Below are 16,959 nucleotides of genomic sequence, written 5' to 3' on the forward strand. Positions count from 1 at the left end.
AAACAGCCTGCCATTATAAGGGCGGCGCTATCTTTGTCAAGAAAGTAACCCTCAAAGGTATCCATCTGAAGGTAAAAAAGACTTGAGCGAATATTGCATACGGAAAGTGTTGCGTAGGGAAATGACGGCTCTGAGAAGGTAATCTGGATTCAACGCCGGATAGGTCGAGAAACAAATACTCCTATCGCTAGGTCGGCTCTTATTTTTGCCATTCAAACTTCCTGCACCCCGTGGGACAAACATCCTACATCGTGCCTCCTCCATCTGCACCTCCAGGATGTCTACACCTCTGGCGGCTCCGGATTCAGGCCCGACATCACGATGATTTCCATCGGTGCGAGATGACTCAGGTTTGATGCTCTTGCAATCACATCCTGTTCCTGCAGGAGCTGATACTGAAACGCCCCCTCGTACATATCCTCGACCAGCAGTTTCACGACTCTCTTCGGCCATCCTGTCATCCACCGGTTGGCAATCCCGATTCCTGTTTCTCCCGACTCGCATATCATTTCCCGAACCTCATCGGGATAGATGTCCGGATTGTATAGTGATGCCATTTTTTCTCCTTCCTTTGCCCAAGCTTGCTCAGCCGTGCTTTATCACCTGCGGAATCGCGATCTTGAGATAATAGGCCATCGACCACAACGTCAGTATTGCTGCGAGATAGATCAGCCAGGTGCCTATTTCATGCGGATCGAAGCTTTCATCTATTTTTTCGTCATATAGCAACAGCGGAATAGCTGCCATTTGCGATACGGTTTTCAATTTTCCCAGAAAGGAAACAGCCACGCTCTTGCCTTTGCCGATCTGGGCCATCCATTCGCGCAAGGCCGAAATAGTGATTTCCCGCCCTATGATGATGAAAGCGATCAGGGCATCCAGCCTGCTCAGGTAAACCAGCACGATGAGCGCGGCAGCGACCATGAGCTTGTCAGCAACGGGGTCGAGGAACGCACCGAAGGCCGAGGTCTGCCGCAGCACGCGCGCAAGATAGCCGTCCAGCCAATCGGTAATGGCGGCGCCAGTAAAGATAATGGTTGCGATCAGGTTCTGGTCTGCGTGCGATAACCAGGTCGAGGGAAAATAGAATATACCCACGAACAGCGGAATCGCCACGATGCGCAGCCAAGTGAGTACGTTGGGCAGATTAAAAGGCATAAGGGTCGGGAATATGCCATTAAAAAACGAATCTGGAAAGCGTCCCGCTGCAGGCCACTGAGCCTGCAGGCTGGATAAGATTCAATGCAGTTCCCTGTAAATTTTCTCTGCCAGCGCGCGGCTGATGCCGTCAGCTTGCTGCAATTCTTCGATGCTCGCAGTGCGCACGCCTTTCAGGCCGCCAAACCTCGCCAGCAGACTTTGCCGGCGCTTGGCGCCGATACCGGCGATCTGCTCCAGGCTTGAACTGAGGCGGGCCTTGCCAAGTTTTGCGCGATGGCCGTAAATTGCAAAGCGATGCGCTTCATCCCGAATCTGCTGGATGAGATGTAATCCAGGATGATCCTTTGATAATTGTAGTGGTTTTTTCACCCCTGGGAAAATCAATTGCTCCAGTCCCGGCTTGCGCTCTTCGCCTTTTGCCACGCCTACCAGGTTGGCATCGTTCAACCCCAGCTCTACCATGACCTCGTGAGCAGCGTTGATCTGCCCTCTTCCGCCGTCGATCAGGATCAGATCGGGTAGATTGCCTTCGCCTTCCGCAATTTTATGGTAGCGCCGTGAGAGAACATCGCGCATGGCGGCATAATCGTCTCCCGGCGTGATATCAGTAATATTGTAGCGGCGGTACTCGCTATTGCGCATGGCAAAGTTGTCATAAACCACGCAGGAAGCGATGGTCGCTTCACCCATTGTATGACTGATATCGAAACATTCAATCCGGCTCAACCCTGTCATATCCAGGGCTTGCTGCAAGGCTTGCAGCCGCTCCTCCTGACTCGCCTGGCGGCCTAGCATTTGTTCCAGCGCAAGGGCGGCGTTTTCTGTCGCCATATCCAGCCACACGCGCCGGCTGCCTATCGGATTCACATTGATGATCACTTTATGGCCAGCCTGCTGCGTGAGCAGAGCCTGGAGAGATTCCCGCGGAACTCTCTCGCCCACGATGATCAGATCCGGAACGCTGCGATTGAGGTAGTGCTGGGCCAGGAATGCTTCCGCCACGGCGGCGAGATCATATCCTTCCGCGTTTTGCGGAAAAAAACTCTTGTCCCCGAGGTGACGTCCTCCCCTGACCATGGCAAGGTTGACACACACCCGGCCCCCGCCGTTATTCTCTGCCACGCAGGCGACGATATCGGCATCCAACGCTTGCCCGCTATCCACGAATTGCTTTTCGCAAATCTTTCGCAGAGACTGAATCTGGTCGCGAAACAGCGCCGCCTGCTCGTATTCCTGTTCATCGGCGGCCTCATGCATTTTTCTCGTAATGCTTTTCAAAACCTCCGTTTGCTTGCCCTCGAGAAAAAGCTCCGCATCCCTTGCGTCTTCCGCGTAGGCTTCTTCGCTGACCAGATCCACGCAAGGTCCGCTACAGCGCTTGATCTGGTAGAGCAGGCAGGGACGTGTACGATTACTGAAAACACTGTCTTCGCAAGTGCGAATCCGAAATACCTTTTGCAGCAACTGGATGCTCTCTCGCACCATTCCCGCATTCGGGAAGGGACCAAAATAATGGTGTTTCTTGTCGAGCGGGCCGCGATGAAATCCAAGCCGGGGAAACCTGTGCCCGCTCAAGATCACATAGGGATATGATTTATCATCCCTGAATAGTATGTTATAGCGAGGATTTAAGCTCTTTATTAAGTTGTTTTCGAGTAACAGGGCCTCTGCTTCAGATCGCGTAACGGTAGTCTCGATTCCCGCGATCTGGGAGACCATGAGTTGCGTGCGAGGAGCCAAGCCGTTCTTCTGAAAATAGGAAGAAACACGCTTCTTGAGATCAATCGCCTTGCCGACATAAATCACCTGCCCGGCTGAGTTCATCATGCGATAGACTCCAGGCTGGGATGGAAGGCCTATACAAAACGCCTTGGCATCGAAAGCCGGTTCTGCCTGCAAGGCGATCAGTCCTCCTCACCCAGCAGGGTGCCTGCGATGGCCCAGCTTTCATGGGGCATTTCATCGAAAGCGATATACGTATAGGACTTGGGCTTATGAGCGATGCGCTCCAGTGTATCGGTTATTTCCTGAGCAATCTGTTTCTTTTGCTCGCGACTGAGCGAGCCGGCAATACGGATATTGACATAGGGCATGGTTAATCTCCAGTTTTCCGCTGTGACGTCCGCTGTGAAACCAGGTCAGAGCGGATTTTTGCAAACACCTCTTCGAACATTTCTGTAGTCAGGCGATGGGTCTGAGTATTGTAACGACTGCAATGATAGCTGTCATATAGAGTCAACCCGTTGCGTTTCAAGTCATCAGACCCGAAGTTTCCGGCAAGCGCATGAACGGCACCATGACGGAAGGCATGGGACTTCGGCTTGAGCCCTAATGCCATCAGCACAGCCTGATGAGCAACGGCGCCAAGGGCCAGCAGCGCGCTACCGCCTGCTTCAGCAAAGGCCGAAATCTCATGTGCGAGATACCTGTTGCACTGCCTGATCTCGCTTGCCTCCGGTTTGTTCTCCGGCGGGAGACATTTGACCGCATTGGTGATGCGGCATTGCATCAGTTCCAAATTGTCATTGATGGAAGCAGAGCCTTCATGATTGGCAAAACCGAACTTGAAGAGCGTTCCATACAAGAGAATGCCGGCAAAATCGCCTGTAAAAGGCCTGCCTGTTCGGTTCGCGCCGTGGATTCCCGGTGCCAGACCGATGATCAGAAGCCTGGGCCTGGGATCGCCAAAAGCAGGCACTGGTCGGGCATAATAATCGGGGTGGCGCGCTTTTACCTCATCCAGAAATCCGGCCAACCGGGGACAGCGGCGGCAGTCTGCTGAAAACTCAACCGGGGGAGAATTATCGGGGGTTTTTTGTAGTAAGATGCGCGCTTCTTGATTCAAAGGAAATCACCAAAAAATATGGCTAAAGTTCTTGCTACCGAAATTCGCGTCGGCAATCTGATTGAATGGGACAAGCGAATCTGGCGCGTACTGAAATGTTACCACGTGCATGTTGGCGGCCGCGGCGGGGCCTTCATGCAAGTGGAAATGAAAGATATCGAAGCAGGTACAAAGACCAACCAGCGTATCCGGACCGAGGACAAGGTGGAGCGTGCTTTCGTCGAGCCGCGGGAAATGACCTTTCTCTACCAGGAAGGCGACAATTATATCTTCATGGATAAGGAAAACTATGAGCAATTGAGCTTGTCGCGTGATTTCCTTGAAGGCCAGTACGAGTATTTGCTACCGAATACGGATATCCAAGTCAATTTCCACAACGATCGGGCGATCGGGGTGCAACTTCCTGCCAGCGTGGTGCTCACCATCACCGACACCGAACCCAACCTGAAAGGTGCCACCGCCACCAGTTCCTACAAGCCGGCCACGACGGAAACGGGCCTGGTAGTCATGGTCCCGCCATTCGTCCTGCAAGGGGAAAGAATCAAGGTCAATACCGATAGCGGTGAATATATCGAGCGCATGTAGGCTCCGCATGTAGGCCCCTTATATATAGCGAGCGCTCCATAGCGCTTCAGCGAGGCTGGCAAGGAATGTATAGGATTCAACCCCTGAATAGCCTCATGAAGATATACAGGATTCCCCAATATGTTCGTTCGAAGCCGGGCGCCACGACTCAAAACTTCTGCTGGTCAAAAACTCAACTGAGTACGAAATGAAATTACGGACGGACTGTCCTTCCGGTTGGGCGTACCCGGACCGCTGTTCCCGATTGAGGCTTCCGTCAGATAATAATTGAGCATGAAGCGCAAGCCCTGGCGAACATACCAGTTGGCGCCTAATGTAAGGACCTCGACCCGGCATTTTGTGGTACGGGTGCGACAAGGATCTTCCATCAAATTCTGATCCAGGTTTTCCGCCACATCGTACCGAACCGCCAATTCCAGTGCTCCCCATCTGCTTATTGGCTTGGGCTTGCCGAAGGCTCCGCGATCTTTTCGATAAAGCGTTTTTTCCCCAGTCACGAACCAGCTGCCTTGCACATAATAAGCCTGTATCGTCGAGTCTTTCTGGACTCCCGCGAGCAAATGAGTGTCGTCGAGCGTGGAGTTCGCGTATTCACCCTGCAAGGTCATCGGACCCATTGAACACGCAGCTTCCGCTGCAAAGGTTGTCTGCTTGCTCTCCTCGCCCGTGCTGGCACTCGCCCCGGCAATTCCAAGAGATTTGCTGATCCCCCGGCGGCCGCCATAGATATCCACGATTCTCGCACGCAATGAACGTGGACCCGGTTCATCGGCGCTGTAGGAAAACCCGAAATGAAGCGTCTTCCCGTCTTCCTTGAAGGGAAACCAGTAAAGACGAGTACCATACGTCATACCCTTGTAGGAAGTACCCGCATTCGCCAGCGTCATTACATCGGCTGAATAACCCAACTGATCAGCGACAATGCCTTTGTATCCCACTCCCACCAGAAACTGCCTTCCGGAGTAAATGCCTGTCGATGAAGTCGAGGGACGCTCCATCATGGTGATCTCGTTGGAACTGGTAAGTTCTTCCATGCCGCGATAAGGCTTGAACTGACCCAGGATGATTTGCCCCGGGCCCAAGCGGGTGGAAAGCCAGGTTTCCCGAAGACTGCTGGGGAAGCTGCCCGCCGCAAAATCATTTTCGAATTTGAAATTCAGGTCATAAATCTTGCCGGTCAATGTCGTATAAGTGCGGCGCCAGTTAAAACCGCTGCGGTCATCCAGGTTCGGTACCTGGCTTCCAAAGGGAGGTGTGTCATGCGCCATATCTGCATTGAACGAATGCACGTCGAGGTGGGCGCGGGCATTGAAGCCGAGTTCAAAATTGCCATCCTCCGTCCTGATTTTGGGACCTCCCTTGGTTTCAATGACAAAGGCGTGAACCGGGGTAACGAAGCAGTGGGGGAGCATGGTGACGAAAATGGTCAAGGCACTGAATTTCCAAACAAATGTGTTGGCCTTTTTCGTAGTTGGCATATTTGATCGATCCGAATCGGGTACGTATTATCTTATCGGCGTTCGAGGTAGATGTTAGCATCGGGAATCAGACGAAACTCCAAAATCTTTAAGGTACTTAAGGGAAATTTCCCTATCTCAATCGCTGAACCCGCTTTCCTAGAAGCAGTCGGTGCAATTTTCAGCTCCGCCGGTTTCCGCCACGTTTTCCCCTCCAGTTACGATTCGCGCCCGGATTGTCCCTCAAAGGAGCAGCTTCGTGTGTTACCGCACTGACCTGCGAGTGCGCGCTACGTAATCTTTCAGACACAGCAATATCGCTGGATCGACAAGAAGGAATAACTATGAAATCATCTTCGACATCAATTAACCGGGGACTGGCGTCGATATTGGCGCTAACGGGCGCAGCGGTTTTCAGCATTGCAGGTGTGGCGTATGCTCAAACCGGGTCGGGCGCTGGCCAGGGAAGTTCTGGAGGTCAAAGTGGTTATAGCGGACAAGGTTCGCAAAAAGGACCTACCGGAGGGCCGGCTCCATACGACATCCTTGAAGAACCTGTGGATACAGGTTATGTAGACCAGGAGAAGCGCATGGAACGCGCTCAGGATCCCCGCTCGCCGAGCCCGGAATCCCACGTGCCGAAATTTCCCACCGATAAGGAGGGAAGACCCCTAAAGGATCCGAAGTATGAACAAGGTGGGCCGATCGGGCCGAACTGATCGAGGAATGTTGCCGCGGTTATTGAATGTTTACCGCGGCAACTCCTCCTTTCAGCCCCATCCTTTGCCCATCCATTTATGAGTCTGCCTGCCCTTTCAGAATCCCTTTCAATATCCGTTTCAAAGTCTTTATGGCGTTTCCATTTCGCCAGGAGAAGCAAGAGGTTCACGTAATGCTGTGGCCGCAATTCCCGCCAGCGCGATCAGTCCCATCCCAAGCAGTGACACGCCGGTAATCCGGTCGCCGAATAGCAATACTCCATACAGGTAGGACCAGACAATGCCGAGGTATTGAAGGCTGCCATTGACGAGCAGTTTTCCGATCGCATAGGCGCGGGTAAGCAGTAACTGGGCCAATGTCGCAAGCAAGCCCACGGCCAGCAGCAACCCTAAGCCATGAAGCGTGTGAGCATGCCATCCATCCCCAAGGAATGTTACCAAGGCTCCCCCTCCCATGCTGGCAATGGAGAAAAAAAATACGACGCGCGTATCCGGCTCACCTGCTCTGCCGAGTGCAGCCACCTGCAGGTATGCCATTGCCGTGAGCAGGCCGGAGAACAGGCCTACGAAACCGCCCCATGTCTGATCATTCTCGATCTCAGGTCGAAGAATACAGATGGCACCAACGAACCCGGCAAAAACTGGACCGATCAGCCGCGCGTCGGCCCGTCCCCGCTTCAGAAAGACTGCGCCGCCGATGAGCAGGACAGCCATCCAGATAGGAGCCGTGTAATTGAGTGTTACGGCGGTAGAAAGTGGCAGTGCTTCTATCGCGTAAAACCAGAGCCCAAGTGCGCACACACCCGTCAAACTTCTCCAGAAGTGCAATGCCGGAACGGAGGTGCGAAGCGTGACCCCACGCCTTCGCGCCAGCAGAGACACGATCACCGCTCCAATAATGCCACGGTAGAACACCATTTCCCCAGTGCCATACTCTGCGGAAGCAAACTTGACACACATGCTCATGGTGGCGAAAAGCAAGGTTGCGGCAATCATGAGCACGGATGCCGGTATTTTCCCCTCCCCCTTCCTTCTTGAAGTTTCGTCAATCAGCATTCAGTATAAGTTTAACCTGCAAGGGTCCCTGCCAAAAAATTTGGCAGGATAACATCCTATCTGCCTATTGAAGAATCACAGGACGGTATAAGTAAGCTACTGCAAGGCGCAGGCAGTTGGTTTTTTGAGTCGCTCTGTATAAAATCTACGCCATGAGCATGATTCAGCCACCTATCGATTTTTCAGCCTCTTCCGTTGACGTTGCGCGCTCCCTCATAGGCGCCACCCTGCTTATAAATGGAGTTGGCGGGCGTATCGTAGAGACGGAAGCCTATGACCACGATGATCCCGCCTCACACAGCTTTTCGGGTCCTACCAGACGTAACCAAGTGATGTTTGGACCTCCCTGCCATGCCTACATCTACCGCTCGTACGGCATTCACTGGTGTCTGAATTTTGTCTGTCGTCCCGCGGGACATGGAGCGGGCGTATTGATTCGCGCGATTGAACCGCTTGCGGGATTGGATGTTATGCGCAAGCGGCGAGGGCTGAGCGATGAGAGGGTTCTCTGTTCCGGCCCCGGTCGAGTATGTCAGGCGCTGGGCATCACACAGGAGCATAGCGGAATGCCGATCGATGCCCCTCCGTTTCAGCTTACCCCTCCCTCTGATCCTGTTCCAGTTGTAACAGGCCCTCGTATAGGGATTTCCAAAGCAAAAGATGTCCCCTGGCGCTTCGGTCTTGCCAACTCCCCTTTCCTGAGTCGTCCGTTCCGCTAGCTGTTGCACATACACATATATTCCATATTCCCAGTCCTGTCGTAGGGTAACGGCGACTGGAGTTCCTACACTCCACTTGAACCGTGATGGGCTTCGCAGTCCTGTTTGATCTTGGCGCGCAAGAGTCGTGCATGTGGTATCGAAAATGTGCCAGGTGGGTTGAGGCGCAGTAAGCCAGACAAATCTCGGCCAGTTCTTGCAGGTCATGTTCATACAAAGGCTCTTCTTGGCTCCATCACCTATATTTAATTTGTAACTTTCTCTGTGAGGAGTTGCAAGAAAGAAAGATGCTTCGCGTAGCGAATACCCAAATGAAAACTTAAATACCAATTAACCCAACGGAGGCTTACATGAATTTGCTTAAGACAAGCTTTGTCGCGATAGCGTATTCGATAACGGCTGGACTCGCTAACTCAGCTAATGCCTCGGAAGGAACCGCTCAACTCGAATGGAGTCAGCTTCAGCTATCGGTCACGGGTATGAACGGGGCTACACCCACACTCACCTTTACAGATCAAATCACGAACTTAACGTCATCCGTCTCCATACCTGGAAAGGCAATCAGAAATGACACAGCATCATTGCCCGACTGGACATCGAGTGAGGATACCAATGTACAGGTTGGGAGCACATTTTCCAATGCGCTCGCTTCCCCGTCATCCTTGTCAGGGAGCGTAGAAACCAATCCTGAACCTGTGGAACCGGACCACACACATCACCCCGTGGAAGCACTCGCTTCGGGAAGCCGAAGCGCGAACTTCTCGCTGGATGGACCTGGAGTTCTGACCATATCGGTTCCCTATAGCATCAGTATTGCCGGTGGAAGGCCTTTTAATTTCTTTGACGCTATTTCCGCCACTGTAACCGGAAATTCATCCTTCAATAATTCCGTAAACAACCCTGTCTTTTTTTCACTGAGCTCCTTCGAAGAAGGAGGCTCTCCGGGGTCACAGTCGGGAAATCTGGTATTCGATATTGCTGCTACAGAAGCAGGCATGGGAACGTTCGAGCTCCGTTTCGACCTCTCGTCCCAGGCTCCGGCGGTCCCAATCCCCGAGCCTGAATCCTATGCCATGCTGCTGGCCGGGCTGGGCATCGTCGCAACCCTGGCAAGGCGACGGACGATTTAAAGCGGAATCTTTGAATGCACAATCAGACCTGTGGGAGAGGGGTGTCATACTTTTCAGCTTCAACGCATTCGGGAACGCCATAGAACTCCATGCATTTCACCGCGAATTTGTAAAGCTCGACAGGGGTCTTAACCTCGAATTTATCGCGGATGTTAAGCCTGTGCGCTTCCACCGTTCGCACCTTTAGCTTAAGTTTCTTCGCGATCTCTTTAGTCTTCAGATCCTGCGCAATATATTTCAGAACACACATTTCCCGAGGTGTAGGCGGTGTCTGAGGTATTGACTCAATTTTAACAGGAGGCCAGTAGGATCCACCTGCCGCGACCTCATCAATTGCATGCAAAATCCTTTCGGCAGGTTCGTCCTTTGAGATATAGCCTTGCGCACCTGCCCGCTTTGCGCGTTCGACGTATTGGGTTTCTGTGTGCATGCTGATCATCAGCATAGCCGGCTTGCGGGGCACCGCGCTCAATTCCGCTGCCAACTCCAATCCATCAATTCCCGTACCCAATTCGATATCCGCCAATATCACGTCGATATCCCTGAGTTTTGCATATTGGAGAGCCGCGCTTCCAGTCGATGCTTCCTTAACGATTTCAAAATCCCGGTCGGTTTTGAGCAAATTCCGCAATCCATCGCGAAACAGGGAATGATCGTCGACCAGCATTATTTTTACAGTCCTTGGAGTATTCATAATGTTCCCTTTACTTTATTTAAACGTTTCCTTTACTTAATTTAGAGCCGCGGAACGACGGCGCGTATTATTACGCCCTCTTTCGTTGAAGTTATGCTCAACATTCCTCCAATCTCTTCCACTCTCTCTTCCATATTGATCAAACCTATGCCACGGGTAAAGTTCTTGTCCTTGGGAAGGCCCCGTCCGTTGTCGGCCACGGTAAGCTCAATCCTCCTCCATCCGACTCGCAATCGTATCGCTATTTCGGTTGCCTCCCCATGTTTTATGGAATTTTGCAATGCCTCCTGTGCTACACGATACAACACAAAACTGCTGTCAAGCCCAAGCGGACGAGCCTTCTCCCTAGGGAGCGTTAACTCGATCTCGCCCTCAAAGCATGAGGCCCATTTCTCCCGAAGCAGTTGCAGCGTGTGAGCAAGTCCAAACTGCATTAAAGTCTCGGGATGAAGTCCGTGAGAGATTTCCCGCACCTCAGCGATGGCCACCCCAATCTCACATGCCGTGCTTCGCAAAACCTCCTCCGCCAAATCTGTTTGCTCACTTGCCTCCATCAGTTCCAGTGATTTTGCTTCACTTGTCAACTTGGCAGCACCCAATCGCTGGCAGACCCCATCGTGCAGCTCGCGCGCAATGCGCTTGCGTTCCTTCCAGGTTGCGTCACGCCGCTCCCACGTGTTGAAACCCCAGCCGAGAAATACGATGGCGGTGACGCTTAAAAGAGCAGTGGTTGCGATCCAGACGGTCGTATTGAAGACACTGCGTGAAACCTGCGCATCGATACGGGTTAAAGCATCCTCGACATCATCCAGGTACACGCCGGTGCCAAGTATCCAGCCCAGGTTCGGAAGTTCCACGACGTAGGCACGCTTGGGCGTAAGAGCGTTACCAAGAGACGGTTTCTCCCATAGGTAATCCTCAAAGCCTCCGCCGGCACGCCCCCTCCTGACAAGGTCCTGGATAACCAGCTTGCCCTTCGCATCCTTATAATCCCACCAATCCTGTTGGACTCTTTCCGTCAGTCTGGGATGCATGAGCGACTTGCCATTTATGTCAAATAGAAAAAAATACCCGTCCTGGCCATAATCGAGTTTCGCCAATGTGGCTTTCGCTTTCTCCTTTGCAGCCTCCTCCGCCCAACCGGGTTTGTTGACGTCCTCAACTGAACGTTTCGCCAACGCCACGTAGTTTTTCAATTCTTCATCCTTGCTGGCGAGGTAAGATGTCTTGATAACTTGACGGAGTTGCTCGGCCAACAAGACTGAATGACGATGCACCATCACCGCGATGACGATCGATGCGACGAGCAGCGGTATGACCGCGAAAAGAATCACTTTCACTTTCTGTCTTAGTTTCATAGAAGTATCTTAGCTATAATCTTCCCGCTATTCTCTGGTAGTTTTACTAGAGTTCTCCTGAATTTATCCGCCATCCTTGGCCTACTGTAACTTCTATTTAGTTTGCGTAATTTTTCATGGTAATTTCCCGCTAGCGTATACAGCGCACACTCTTCATCATTATCCAGAATATCTCCAACCCGCACGTAAACGTCCCTTGGACCAATTCCAGCTTGCGGGCACGTACACGCAATATCAGCTTCAACTTCTTCAATCCAGGAATTCGAATCGGGAGAAAAAATGAATGCTCTTCTTAGCAAACTCGGCTGGTTTGCATTTGCCGTCACCGGCGCCTTTGCCCTTGCAGTCGTCGCCCTCAACCGTGGTGAATCCATCGGCGCAATCTGGATCGTTATCGCCACCATTTGCACATTTACGATAGGCTACCGGTTTTACAGCCGCTTCATCGCCAGCCAGATTTTGCGACTCGATCCCACTCGCATGACACCGGCTTACAAACACAACGATGGACTGGATTATGTACCCACCAACAAATACGTGCTGTTTGGCCATCATTTTGCCGCCATTGCCGGTGCCGGGCCTCTGGTCGGCCCGATATTGGCTGCGCAGATGGGTTATATGCCGAGCATGCTGTGGCTCCTCGCAGGCGTGGTGCTCGCGGGTGCGGTGCAGGATTTCATCGTGCTGTTCATTTCCACCCGGCGTGATGGCCGCTCCCTGGGCGATCTGATCAAATCGGAGATGGGGCAGTTGCCGGGCATGATCGCTCTCTTCGGCACATTCTTTATCATGCTGGTCCTCCTTGCAGTGCTCGCCCTGATCGTGGTCAAGGCGCTGGCGGAATCGCCCTGGGGAACCTTTACCGTCGCCGCCACCATTCCCATTGCGCTCTTCATGGGGGTTTATGCACGCTACATACGCCCCGGTTCCATTGGTGAAGTATCGCTGATCGGCTTTGTGCTGTTGATACTCTCGATTGTCGGCGGCCAGTACGTGCAGGAGATTCCCTCGCTCGCGGCGTTGTTCATGCTGACAGGCGAGCAACTCACATGGCTCCTGATCGGCTACGGATTCATTGCCTCCGTGATGCCGGTATGGCTGTTGCTGGCGCCGCGTGATTATCTCTCGACATTCCTTAAAATTGGTACCGTGGTCAGCCTGGCAATCGGCGTCCTCATCATCTCACCAGAGCTGAAGATGCCGGCATTGACACAGTTCGTGGACGGCTCGGGGCCGGTCTGGTCAGGCAGCCTGTTTCCCTTCCTGTTCATTACGGTAGCGTGCGGAGCAATATCCGGCTTTCATTCCCTCATATCCTCCGGGACCACGCCCAAGATGATCCGCAATGAGCGCGACGCCCGCTTCATTGGTTATGGCGCCATGCTGATGGAATCGTTTGTCGCCATCATGGCGCTAGTCGCCGCCTCCACCATCGAGCCCGGGGTTTACTTCGCCATGAACAGCCCAGCTGCGATCATTGGGACTACCGCGGAATCAGCCACTCAGGTTATTTCTCAATGGGGTTTCTATGTCACGCCCGAGATGATCACGCAAACGGCGAGGGATGTAGGTGAACATACGGTCATTTCCCGCACCGGCGGGGCGCCCACCCTGGCGGTGGGTATGGCGCAAATTCTCTCCGAGGTGCTGGGCGGCCAGGCGATGATGGCCTTCTGGTATCACTTCGCCATTCTGTTCGAGGCGCTTTTCATCCTCACCGCAGTGGATGCCGGCACTCGTGCCGGGCGCTTCATGTTGCAGGATCTGCTGGGCTCATTCATCCCTTTCATGAAGCGCACCGATTCCATCATCGCCAATCTGATTGCCACTTCTGTCTGTGTCGCGGGTTGGGGTTACTTTCTCTATCAAGGAGTGGTTGATCCTCTGGGTGGCATCAATACCCTGTGGCCGCTATTTGGCATCTCCAACCAGATGCTGGCAGGCATTGCCCTGGTATTGTGCAGTTGTGTCCTGTTCAAGATGAAGCAGGATCGTTTCGCGTGGGTGACAATTCTTCCTGCCATCTGGGTTTTTGTCTGCACCCTGACCGCAGCCTGGCAGAAGATATTCGATGCCAATCCACGCATCGGTTTTCTGGCGCATGCAAACAAATACAAGGAAGCCGTCACGGAAGGCACGGTGCTTGCGCCAGCCAAATCCATCGGGCAGATGCAGCAGGTGATTTTCAACGATTACATCAACGCATCGTTGGCGGCATTATTCATGCTGGTACTCATCAGCATGCTGGCATTCGGCATCCGCACGGCATTGCGCGCGCGCGCGCTCGGCACTCCCACCGCCAGGGAAGCGCCATTCGAGTTATTGCCGGTTGAAATCGTATCGAGGACGTGATGATAGAACGTGAAGGTGATTTCGGGAAAATTATCGAGGAGGAGCGAACGATGTTAACCAGAATTGTGAGTGGATTGCGTTATCTCGGGCAGGGCATGCGGCTGATGGTAGGCATGCCCGAATACAGCACTTACGTCGCACACATGCACCATGCGCATCCCGACCGGCCCGTCATGTCATACGAGGAATTCTTCCGTGAGCGCCAGGAAGCAAGGTATGGCGGCAATGGCAAAGTGACGCGATGCTGTTAGTGCGTTTCCCATAAGACAAGTGCCCTGCGGCAATCCATCCACCTGTCTTGACTATCTCGGCCGCCTGCGCCTTTGCTCAAGCTCCTCAAGCTCAGGAATGAGTACACTGTGAACAGGCGCGCTTCGTCTTTTGCAATAAAGGGTGGTTAAAAGCCCAAAAGACGCGGCTATCAGCGTACGCCTATCTAGCCTTCTTGTCAGTTCACAACTGTACGGAAAAATCGGGAACCTGCCCCTTATAGTTTTACTTCAGCTATCCGGCTGAAGCAGATGCAGACGCATCTGTCTCTTCATATTCAAGGGGATTATCATGAACTCGATTAGATGCGGTCTTATATTAATAAGTTGCTCAACCGGTTTCGCACTTGCTCAGTCTGCGTACGCTGCAGATGGAACAGCTGCTGCCTCACTCGACTGGAGCCAACTCCAGGTTTCGGTCACAGGCGTAGACGGCAACGTGCCTACTGTAACGTTTTCCGACGAATACACCGACTTGAGCTCATCCGCGTACGTTCAGGGTGAGGGAAATGAATACAATACAAAGTCGATCTACGATTGGACATCCACTTTAGCCGCAAATGCGCAAGCAACAGCGACCACATTTGCCCATGCATCAGCTTCGCCGCTAAGTTTCTCGGCAAATGCACAATCCATGGAAGGTGATAACGGATATTCATACTGGGACAATCCAAGCGCTTCATCCTCCGGAAGTCGAAGCGAAAATTTTTCTTTCGATGGTCCCGGGGTGCTTACCGTAACGGTACCCTATACGCTAAATATAACGGGGGGAGAAACGTTCGATTATTGGAATTCCACCTCAGCCTCGGTCTACGCTTCCGCATATTTTAGTGGCTCTAACGAAAACGGAAATTTTAATTCTAATTCCAACGCGTCGTTTTCCCTGAGTTCGTACTACGAAAATTCTCCTGATTCGCAGTCAGGAACTCTGGTTCTCGGCATCTTTGCCGCTGGTCCCGGCAGCGGATCGCTCAGCTTCAATACGAGCGCATCCCTCGGAAGCCCGAGCATAATACCGGAGCCAGAGTCGTACGCCTTGATACTTGCGGGGCTGGGACTGATAGGTATGATCGTGCGCCTCCGAAGTGCTGGCAGCGTAGCTTAAATTCTTATCGGCCTAAATCTACTTTTTGACCTCCCCTCCCTTCTGATCTTTTTGCTTTATTCCCCTCCCGCTCCGGAGAGGAAACATGGGAGAGGAAGAAATAGGATACGGCGGTCAAACAGTTTCATGCCTGGTAACCCGAATGGCTGCGACTCTTTCCATTTGGCATCCGGTTTCAGAAACTGTCTACCGCAAGTCTATGTAATCATTCGCGTTATCACTCCCTTTCTTCCCGCCCCCTCTCCCACCTGTGGGATAGGGGTTGGGGAGAGGAATATTTGGGATTATTTGGTCGAGCTTATTAGTCTAAAAATTGGCAACCACGTCAAGCGATAAATACGCGGCGCGCCGGGCAGGATGTTGTTATTGTTGTTCGCGGAGGCGATATAGTCGATATTGGCCAGGTTTTCGATATTTTGCCTGCACACGGATGACCTTGTTGAGCCGCACAAACATCGTCCCATCTAGGCGGGTAAAACCTGGCACCGTGGGGGATAGGTATGAAGCGATGTACTGGCCACATCACGTGTTTGCAGTCTATCTGCGCATCGGTTTTATGGCACGATAAATATGAGATTTTGAAGGAAGTCCGTAGTTTGTTCTTTCTGCTTTGTTCAGCGGCATGACCAAATATAGCCACTATTTGTCGAAACTTCTTACACTCGCGCCTCTGGAAAACAGGGTTAGCCACGTAAGCCAGTGTTTTGGCGAGAAAACAATAACAGGCGCAGATTTTGCTTGGAATGATAAGGCTATAGACTTGAAAGACATGGAAAACAGGCAAAGCCTATAGCGGCTCGAACGTAACTTTTAATAAACGCAGTAACTTATCATTAGGAGAAATAACAATGAACAAGTTTTCTCAGGTAGTTATAGCTGCTTTAGCGTTCGGAGGTTCTATTTCCGCCGCGTCCGCCGCAGGTGTTATTACCAATATCACCGCCAGTGGAGCAGGTTTGGGATCGTTTGACTTCAACATCGACGACGATGACAGGACAATTGACCTAAGCAAAACCTTTGATAGTGTCAACCCAATCGTCCTTACTTTTACTGTGGGGCACGACACCGGTCCGGGCAATCCCTACACTGTGAGCGAGGCAGTCACAAACAGTACGGGCCAGGATTGGATCGACTTTCACTACGCCATCGGGGAACCAGACCAGGGCCAAGGGGTTGTGTTCACCGCACACAACAGCTCGACCCTTTCCGGCTTCACGCTTGATCAATCGAGCGGCCCGCGCAACCTCGACTTTACAGGAAGCCTAGCCAGTGGCGCACTCGCGGCTGATGCGGCTTTTACAATAAGCCCATTCGATCCCGGCCAAGGGAACACCACCACCTTTACCCTGACACAAGTCCCGACAATCCCCGAACCGGAAACCTACGCCATGCTGCTTGCAGGACTTGGTTTGATGGGTGTTATGGCGAAACGTCGAAGCAGTAAGAACGCTTGAGCTGTTTTTAGCGTCGCAAACCCCCGCCCGCGCTTGGGCGGGTTTTTAAACTCGC

The 16,959-nt window shown here is 52.5% G+C and carries 17 protein-coding genes; 8 read left to right on the top strand and 9 right to left on the bottom strand.

Annotated elements, in window-relative coordinates; all coding sequences use genetic code 11:
* Nucleotides 1-281: 281 nt before the first annotated feature.
* The 5 genes from BMY01_RS01245 to BMY01_RS01265 all read right to left on the bottom strand — a co-directional run bounded on the left by BMY01_RS01245 (nucleotide 282) and on the right by BMY01_RS01265 (nucleotide 4,006).
* Nucleotides 282-557, bottom strand: coding sequence for a hypothetical protein (locus BMY01_RS01245; RefSeq protein ID WP_074743773.1), 276 nt, complete (start codon nucleotides 555-557; stop codon nucleotides 282-284).
* Between the two features lie 28 nt (nucleotides 558-585).
* The gene (pgsA, locus tag BMY01_RS01250) at nucleotides 586-1,158 is read right to left on the bottom strand and encodes a CDP-diacylglycerol--glycerol-3-phosphate 3-phosphatidyltransferase (protein ID WP_074743774.1); all 573 of its coding nucleotides are present in this window, start codon (nucleotides 1,156-1,158) and stop codon (nucleotides 586-588) included.
* Between the two features lie 81 nt (nucleotides 1,159-1,239).
* A complete protein-coding gene (gene uvrC, locus BMY01_RS01255; protein ID WP_074743775.1) occupies nucleotides 1,240-3,060 on the bottom strand; it encodes an excinuclease ABC subunit UvrC in 1,821 nt (606 codons plus the stop codon).
* Between the two features lie 5 nt (nucleotides 3,061-3,065).
* Nucleotides 3,066-3,254, bottom strand: a complete 189-nt coding sequence (locus BMY01_RS01260; protein WP_074709302.1) for a tautomerase family protein — start codon at nucleotides 3,252-3,254, stop codon at nucleotides 3,066-3,068.
* Nucleotides 3,255-3,256: 2 nt separating this feature from the next.
* Nucleotides 3,257-4,006 (bottom strand): uracil-DNA glycosylase, encoded by a 750-nt coding sequence (locus BMY01_RS01265; protein ID WP_081353620.1) that lies wholly within the window; start codon nucleotides 4,004-4,006, stop codon nucleotides 3,257-3,259.
* An 18-nt stretch (nucleotides 4,007-4,024) separates the two neighbouring features.
* Here BMY01_RS01265 and efp point away from each other — a divergent pair, with 18 nt between their 5' ends.
* The gene (gene efp / locus BMY01_RS01270; RefSeq protein WP_074709301.1) at nucleotides 4,025-4,591 is read left to right on the top strand and encodes an elongation factor P; all 567 of its coding nucleotides are present in this window, start codon (nucleotides 4,025-4,027) and stop codon (nucleotides 4,589-4,591) included.
* 164 nt (nucleotides 4,592-4,755) lie between these two features.
* Here efp and BMY01_RS01275 read toward each other — a convergent pair whose 3' ends face one another.
* Nucleotides 4,756-6,069 (bottom strand): OprO/OprP family phosphate-selective porin, encoded by a 1,314-nt coding sequence (locus BMY01_RS01275; RefSeq protein WP_254772549.1) that lies wholly within the window; start codon nucleotides 6,067-6,069, stop codon nucleotides 4,756-4,758.
* Nucleotides 6,070-6,392: 323 nt separating this feature from the next.
* On the opposite strand from BMY01_RS01275, the gene BMY01_RS01280 reads away from it, so the two are divergent.
* Nucleotides 6,393-6,767, top strand: coding sequence for a hypothetical protein (locus BMY01_RS01280; protein ID WP_074743776.1), 375 nt, complete (start codon nucleotides 6,393-6,395; stop codon nucleotides 6,765-6,767).
* Between the two features lie 129 nt (nucleotides 6,768-6,896).
* Here the strand turns inward: BMY01_RS01280 and BMY01_RS01285 are convergent, their stop codons facing one another.
* Complete coding sequence (locus BMY01_RS01285) at nucleotides 6,897-7,823, bottom strand: DMT family transporter (protein WP_081353621.1); 927 nt, start codon at nucleotides 7,821-7,823, stop codon at nucleotides 6,897-6,899.
* Between the two features lie 152 nt (nucleotides 7,824-7,975).
* Here BMY01_RS01285 and BMY01_RS01290 point away from each other — a divergent pair, with 152 nt between their 5' ends.
* Both BMY01_RS01290 and BMY01_RS18210 read left to right on the top strand, forming a co-directional pair.
* Nucleotides 7,976-8,542: a DNA-3-methyladenine glycosylase gene (locus BMY01_RS01290; RefSeq protein ID WP_074743777.1), complete on the top strand. Its 567-nt coding sequence runs from the start codon at nucleotides 7,976-7,978 to the stop codon at nucleotides 8,540-8,542.
* Nucleotides 8,543-8,892: 350 nt separating this feature from the next.
* Entirely contained in the window at nucleotides 8,893-9,672 is a 780-nt protein-coding gene (locus BMY01_RS18210; protein ID WP_074743778.1) for a PEP-CTERM sorting domain-containing protein, read from the top strand.
* A 22-nt stretch (nucleotides 9,673-9,694) separates the two neighbouring features.
* On the opposite strand, the gene BMY01_RS01300 is transcribed toward BMY01_RS18210, so the two are convergent.
* Both BMY01_RS01300 and BMY01_RS01305 read right to left on the bottom strand, forming a co-directional pair.
* Complete coding sequence (locus BMY01_RS01300; protein WP_081353622.1) at nucleotides 9,695-10,366, bottom strand: response regulator transcription factor; 672 nt, start codon at nucleotides 10,364-10,366, stop codon at nucleotides 9,695-9,697.
* Between the two features lie 41 nt (nucleotides 10,367-10,407).
* The gene (locus BMY01_RS01305; protein ID WP_074743780.1) at nucleotides 10,408-11,724 is read right to left on the bottom strand and encodes a cache domain-containing protein; all 1,317 of its coding nucleotides are present in this window, start codon (nucleotides 11,722-11,724) and stop codon (nucleotides 10,408-10,410) included.
* Between the two features lie 279 nt (nucleotides 11,725-12,003).
* Between BMY01_RS01305 and BMY01_RS01310 the strand changes: the two genes are divergently transcribed.
* The 4 genes from BMY01_RS01310 (at nucleotide 12,004) to BMY01_RS01330 (ending at nucleotide 16,904) form a co-directional block, all read left to right on the top strand.
* Complete coding sequence (locus BMY01_RS01310) at nucleotides 12,004-14,076, top strand: carbon starvation CstA family protein (protein WP_074743781.1); 2,073 nt, start codon at nucleotides 12,004-12,006, stop codon at nucleotides 14,074-14,076.
* Between the two features lie 50 nt (nucleotides 14,077-14,126).
* Entirely contained in the window at nucleotides 14,127-14,327 is a 201-nt protein-coding gene (locus tag BMY01_RS01315; protein WP_074743958.1) for a YbdD/YjiX family protein, read from the top strand.
* 310 nt (nucleotides 14,328-14,637) lie between these two features.
* The gene (locus BMY01_RS17230) at nucleotides 14,638-15,450 is read left to right on the top strand and encodes a PEP-CTERM sorting domain-containing protein (protein WP_139176637.1); all 813 of its coding nucleotides are present in this window, start codon (nucleotides 14,638-14,640) and stop codon (nucleotides 15,448-15,450) included.
* Between the two features lie 848 nt (nucleotides 15,451-16,298).
* Nucleotides 16,299-16,904, top strand: coding sequence for a PEP-CTERM sorting domain-containing protein (locus tag BMY01_RS01330; protein WP_074743783.1), 606 nt, complete (start codon nucleotides 16,299-16,301; stop codon nucleotides 16,902-16,904).
* The last annotated feature ends 55 nt before the right edge of the window (nucleotides 16,905-16,959 follow it).

The organism is Nitrosospira multiformis, assembly GCF_900110185.1.
Classification (GTDB): domain Bacteria; phylum Pseudomonadota; class Gammaproteobacteria; order Burkholderiales; family Nitrosomonadaceae; genus Nitrosospira; species Nitrosospira multiformis_A.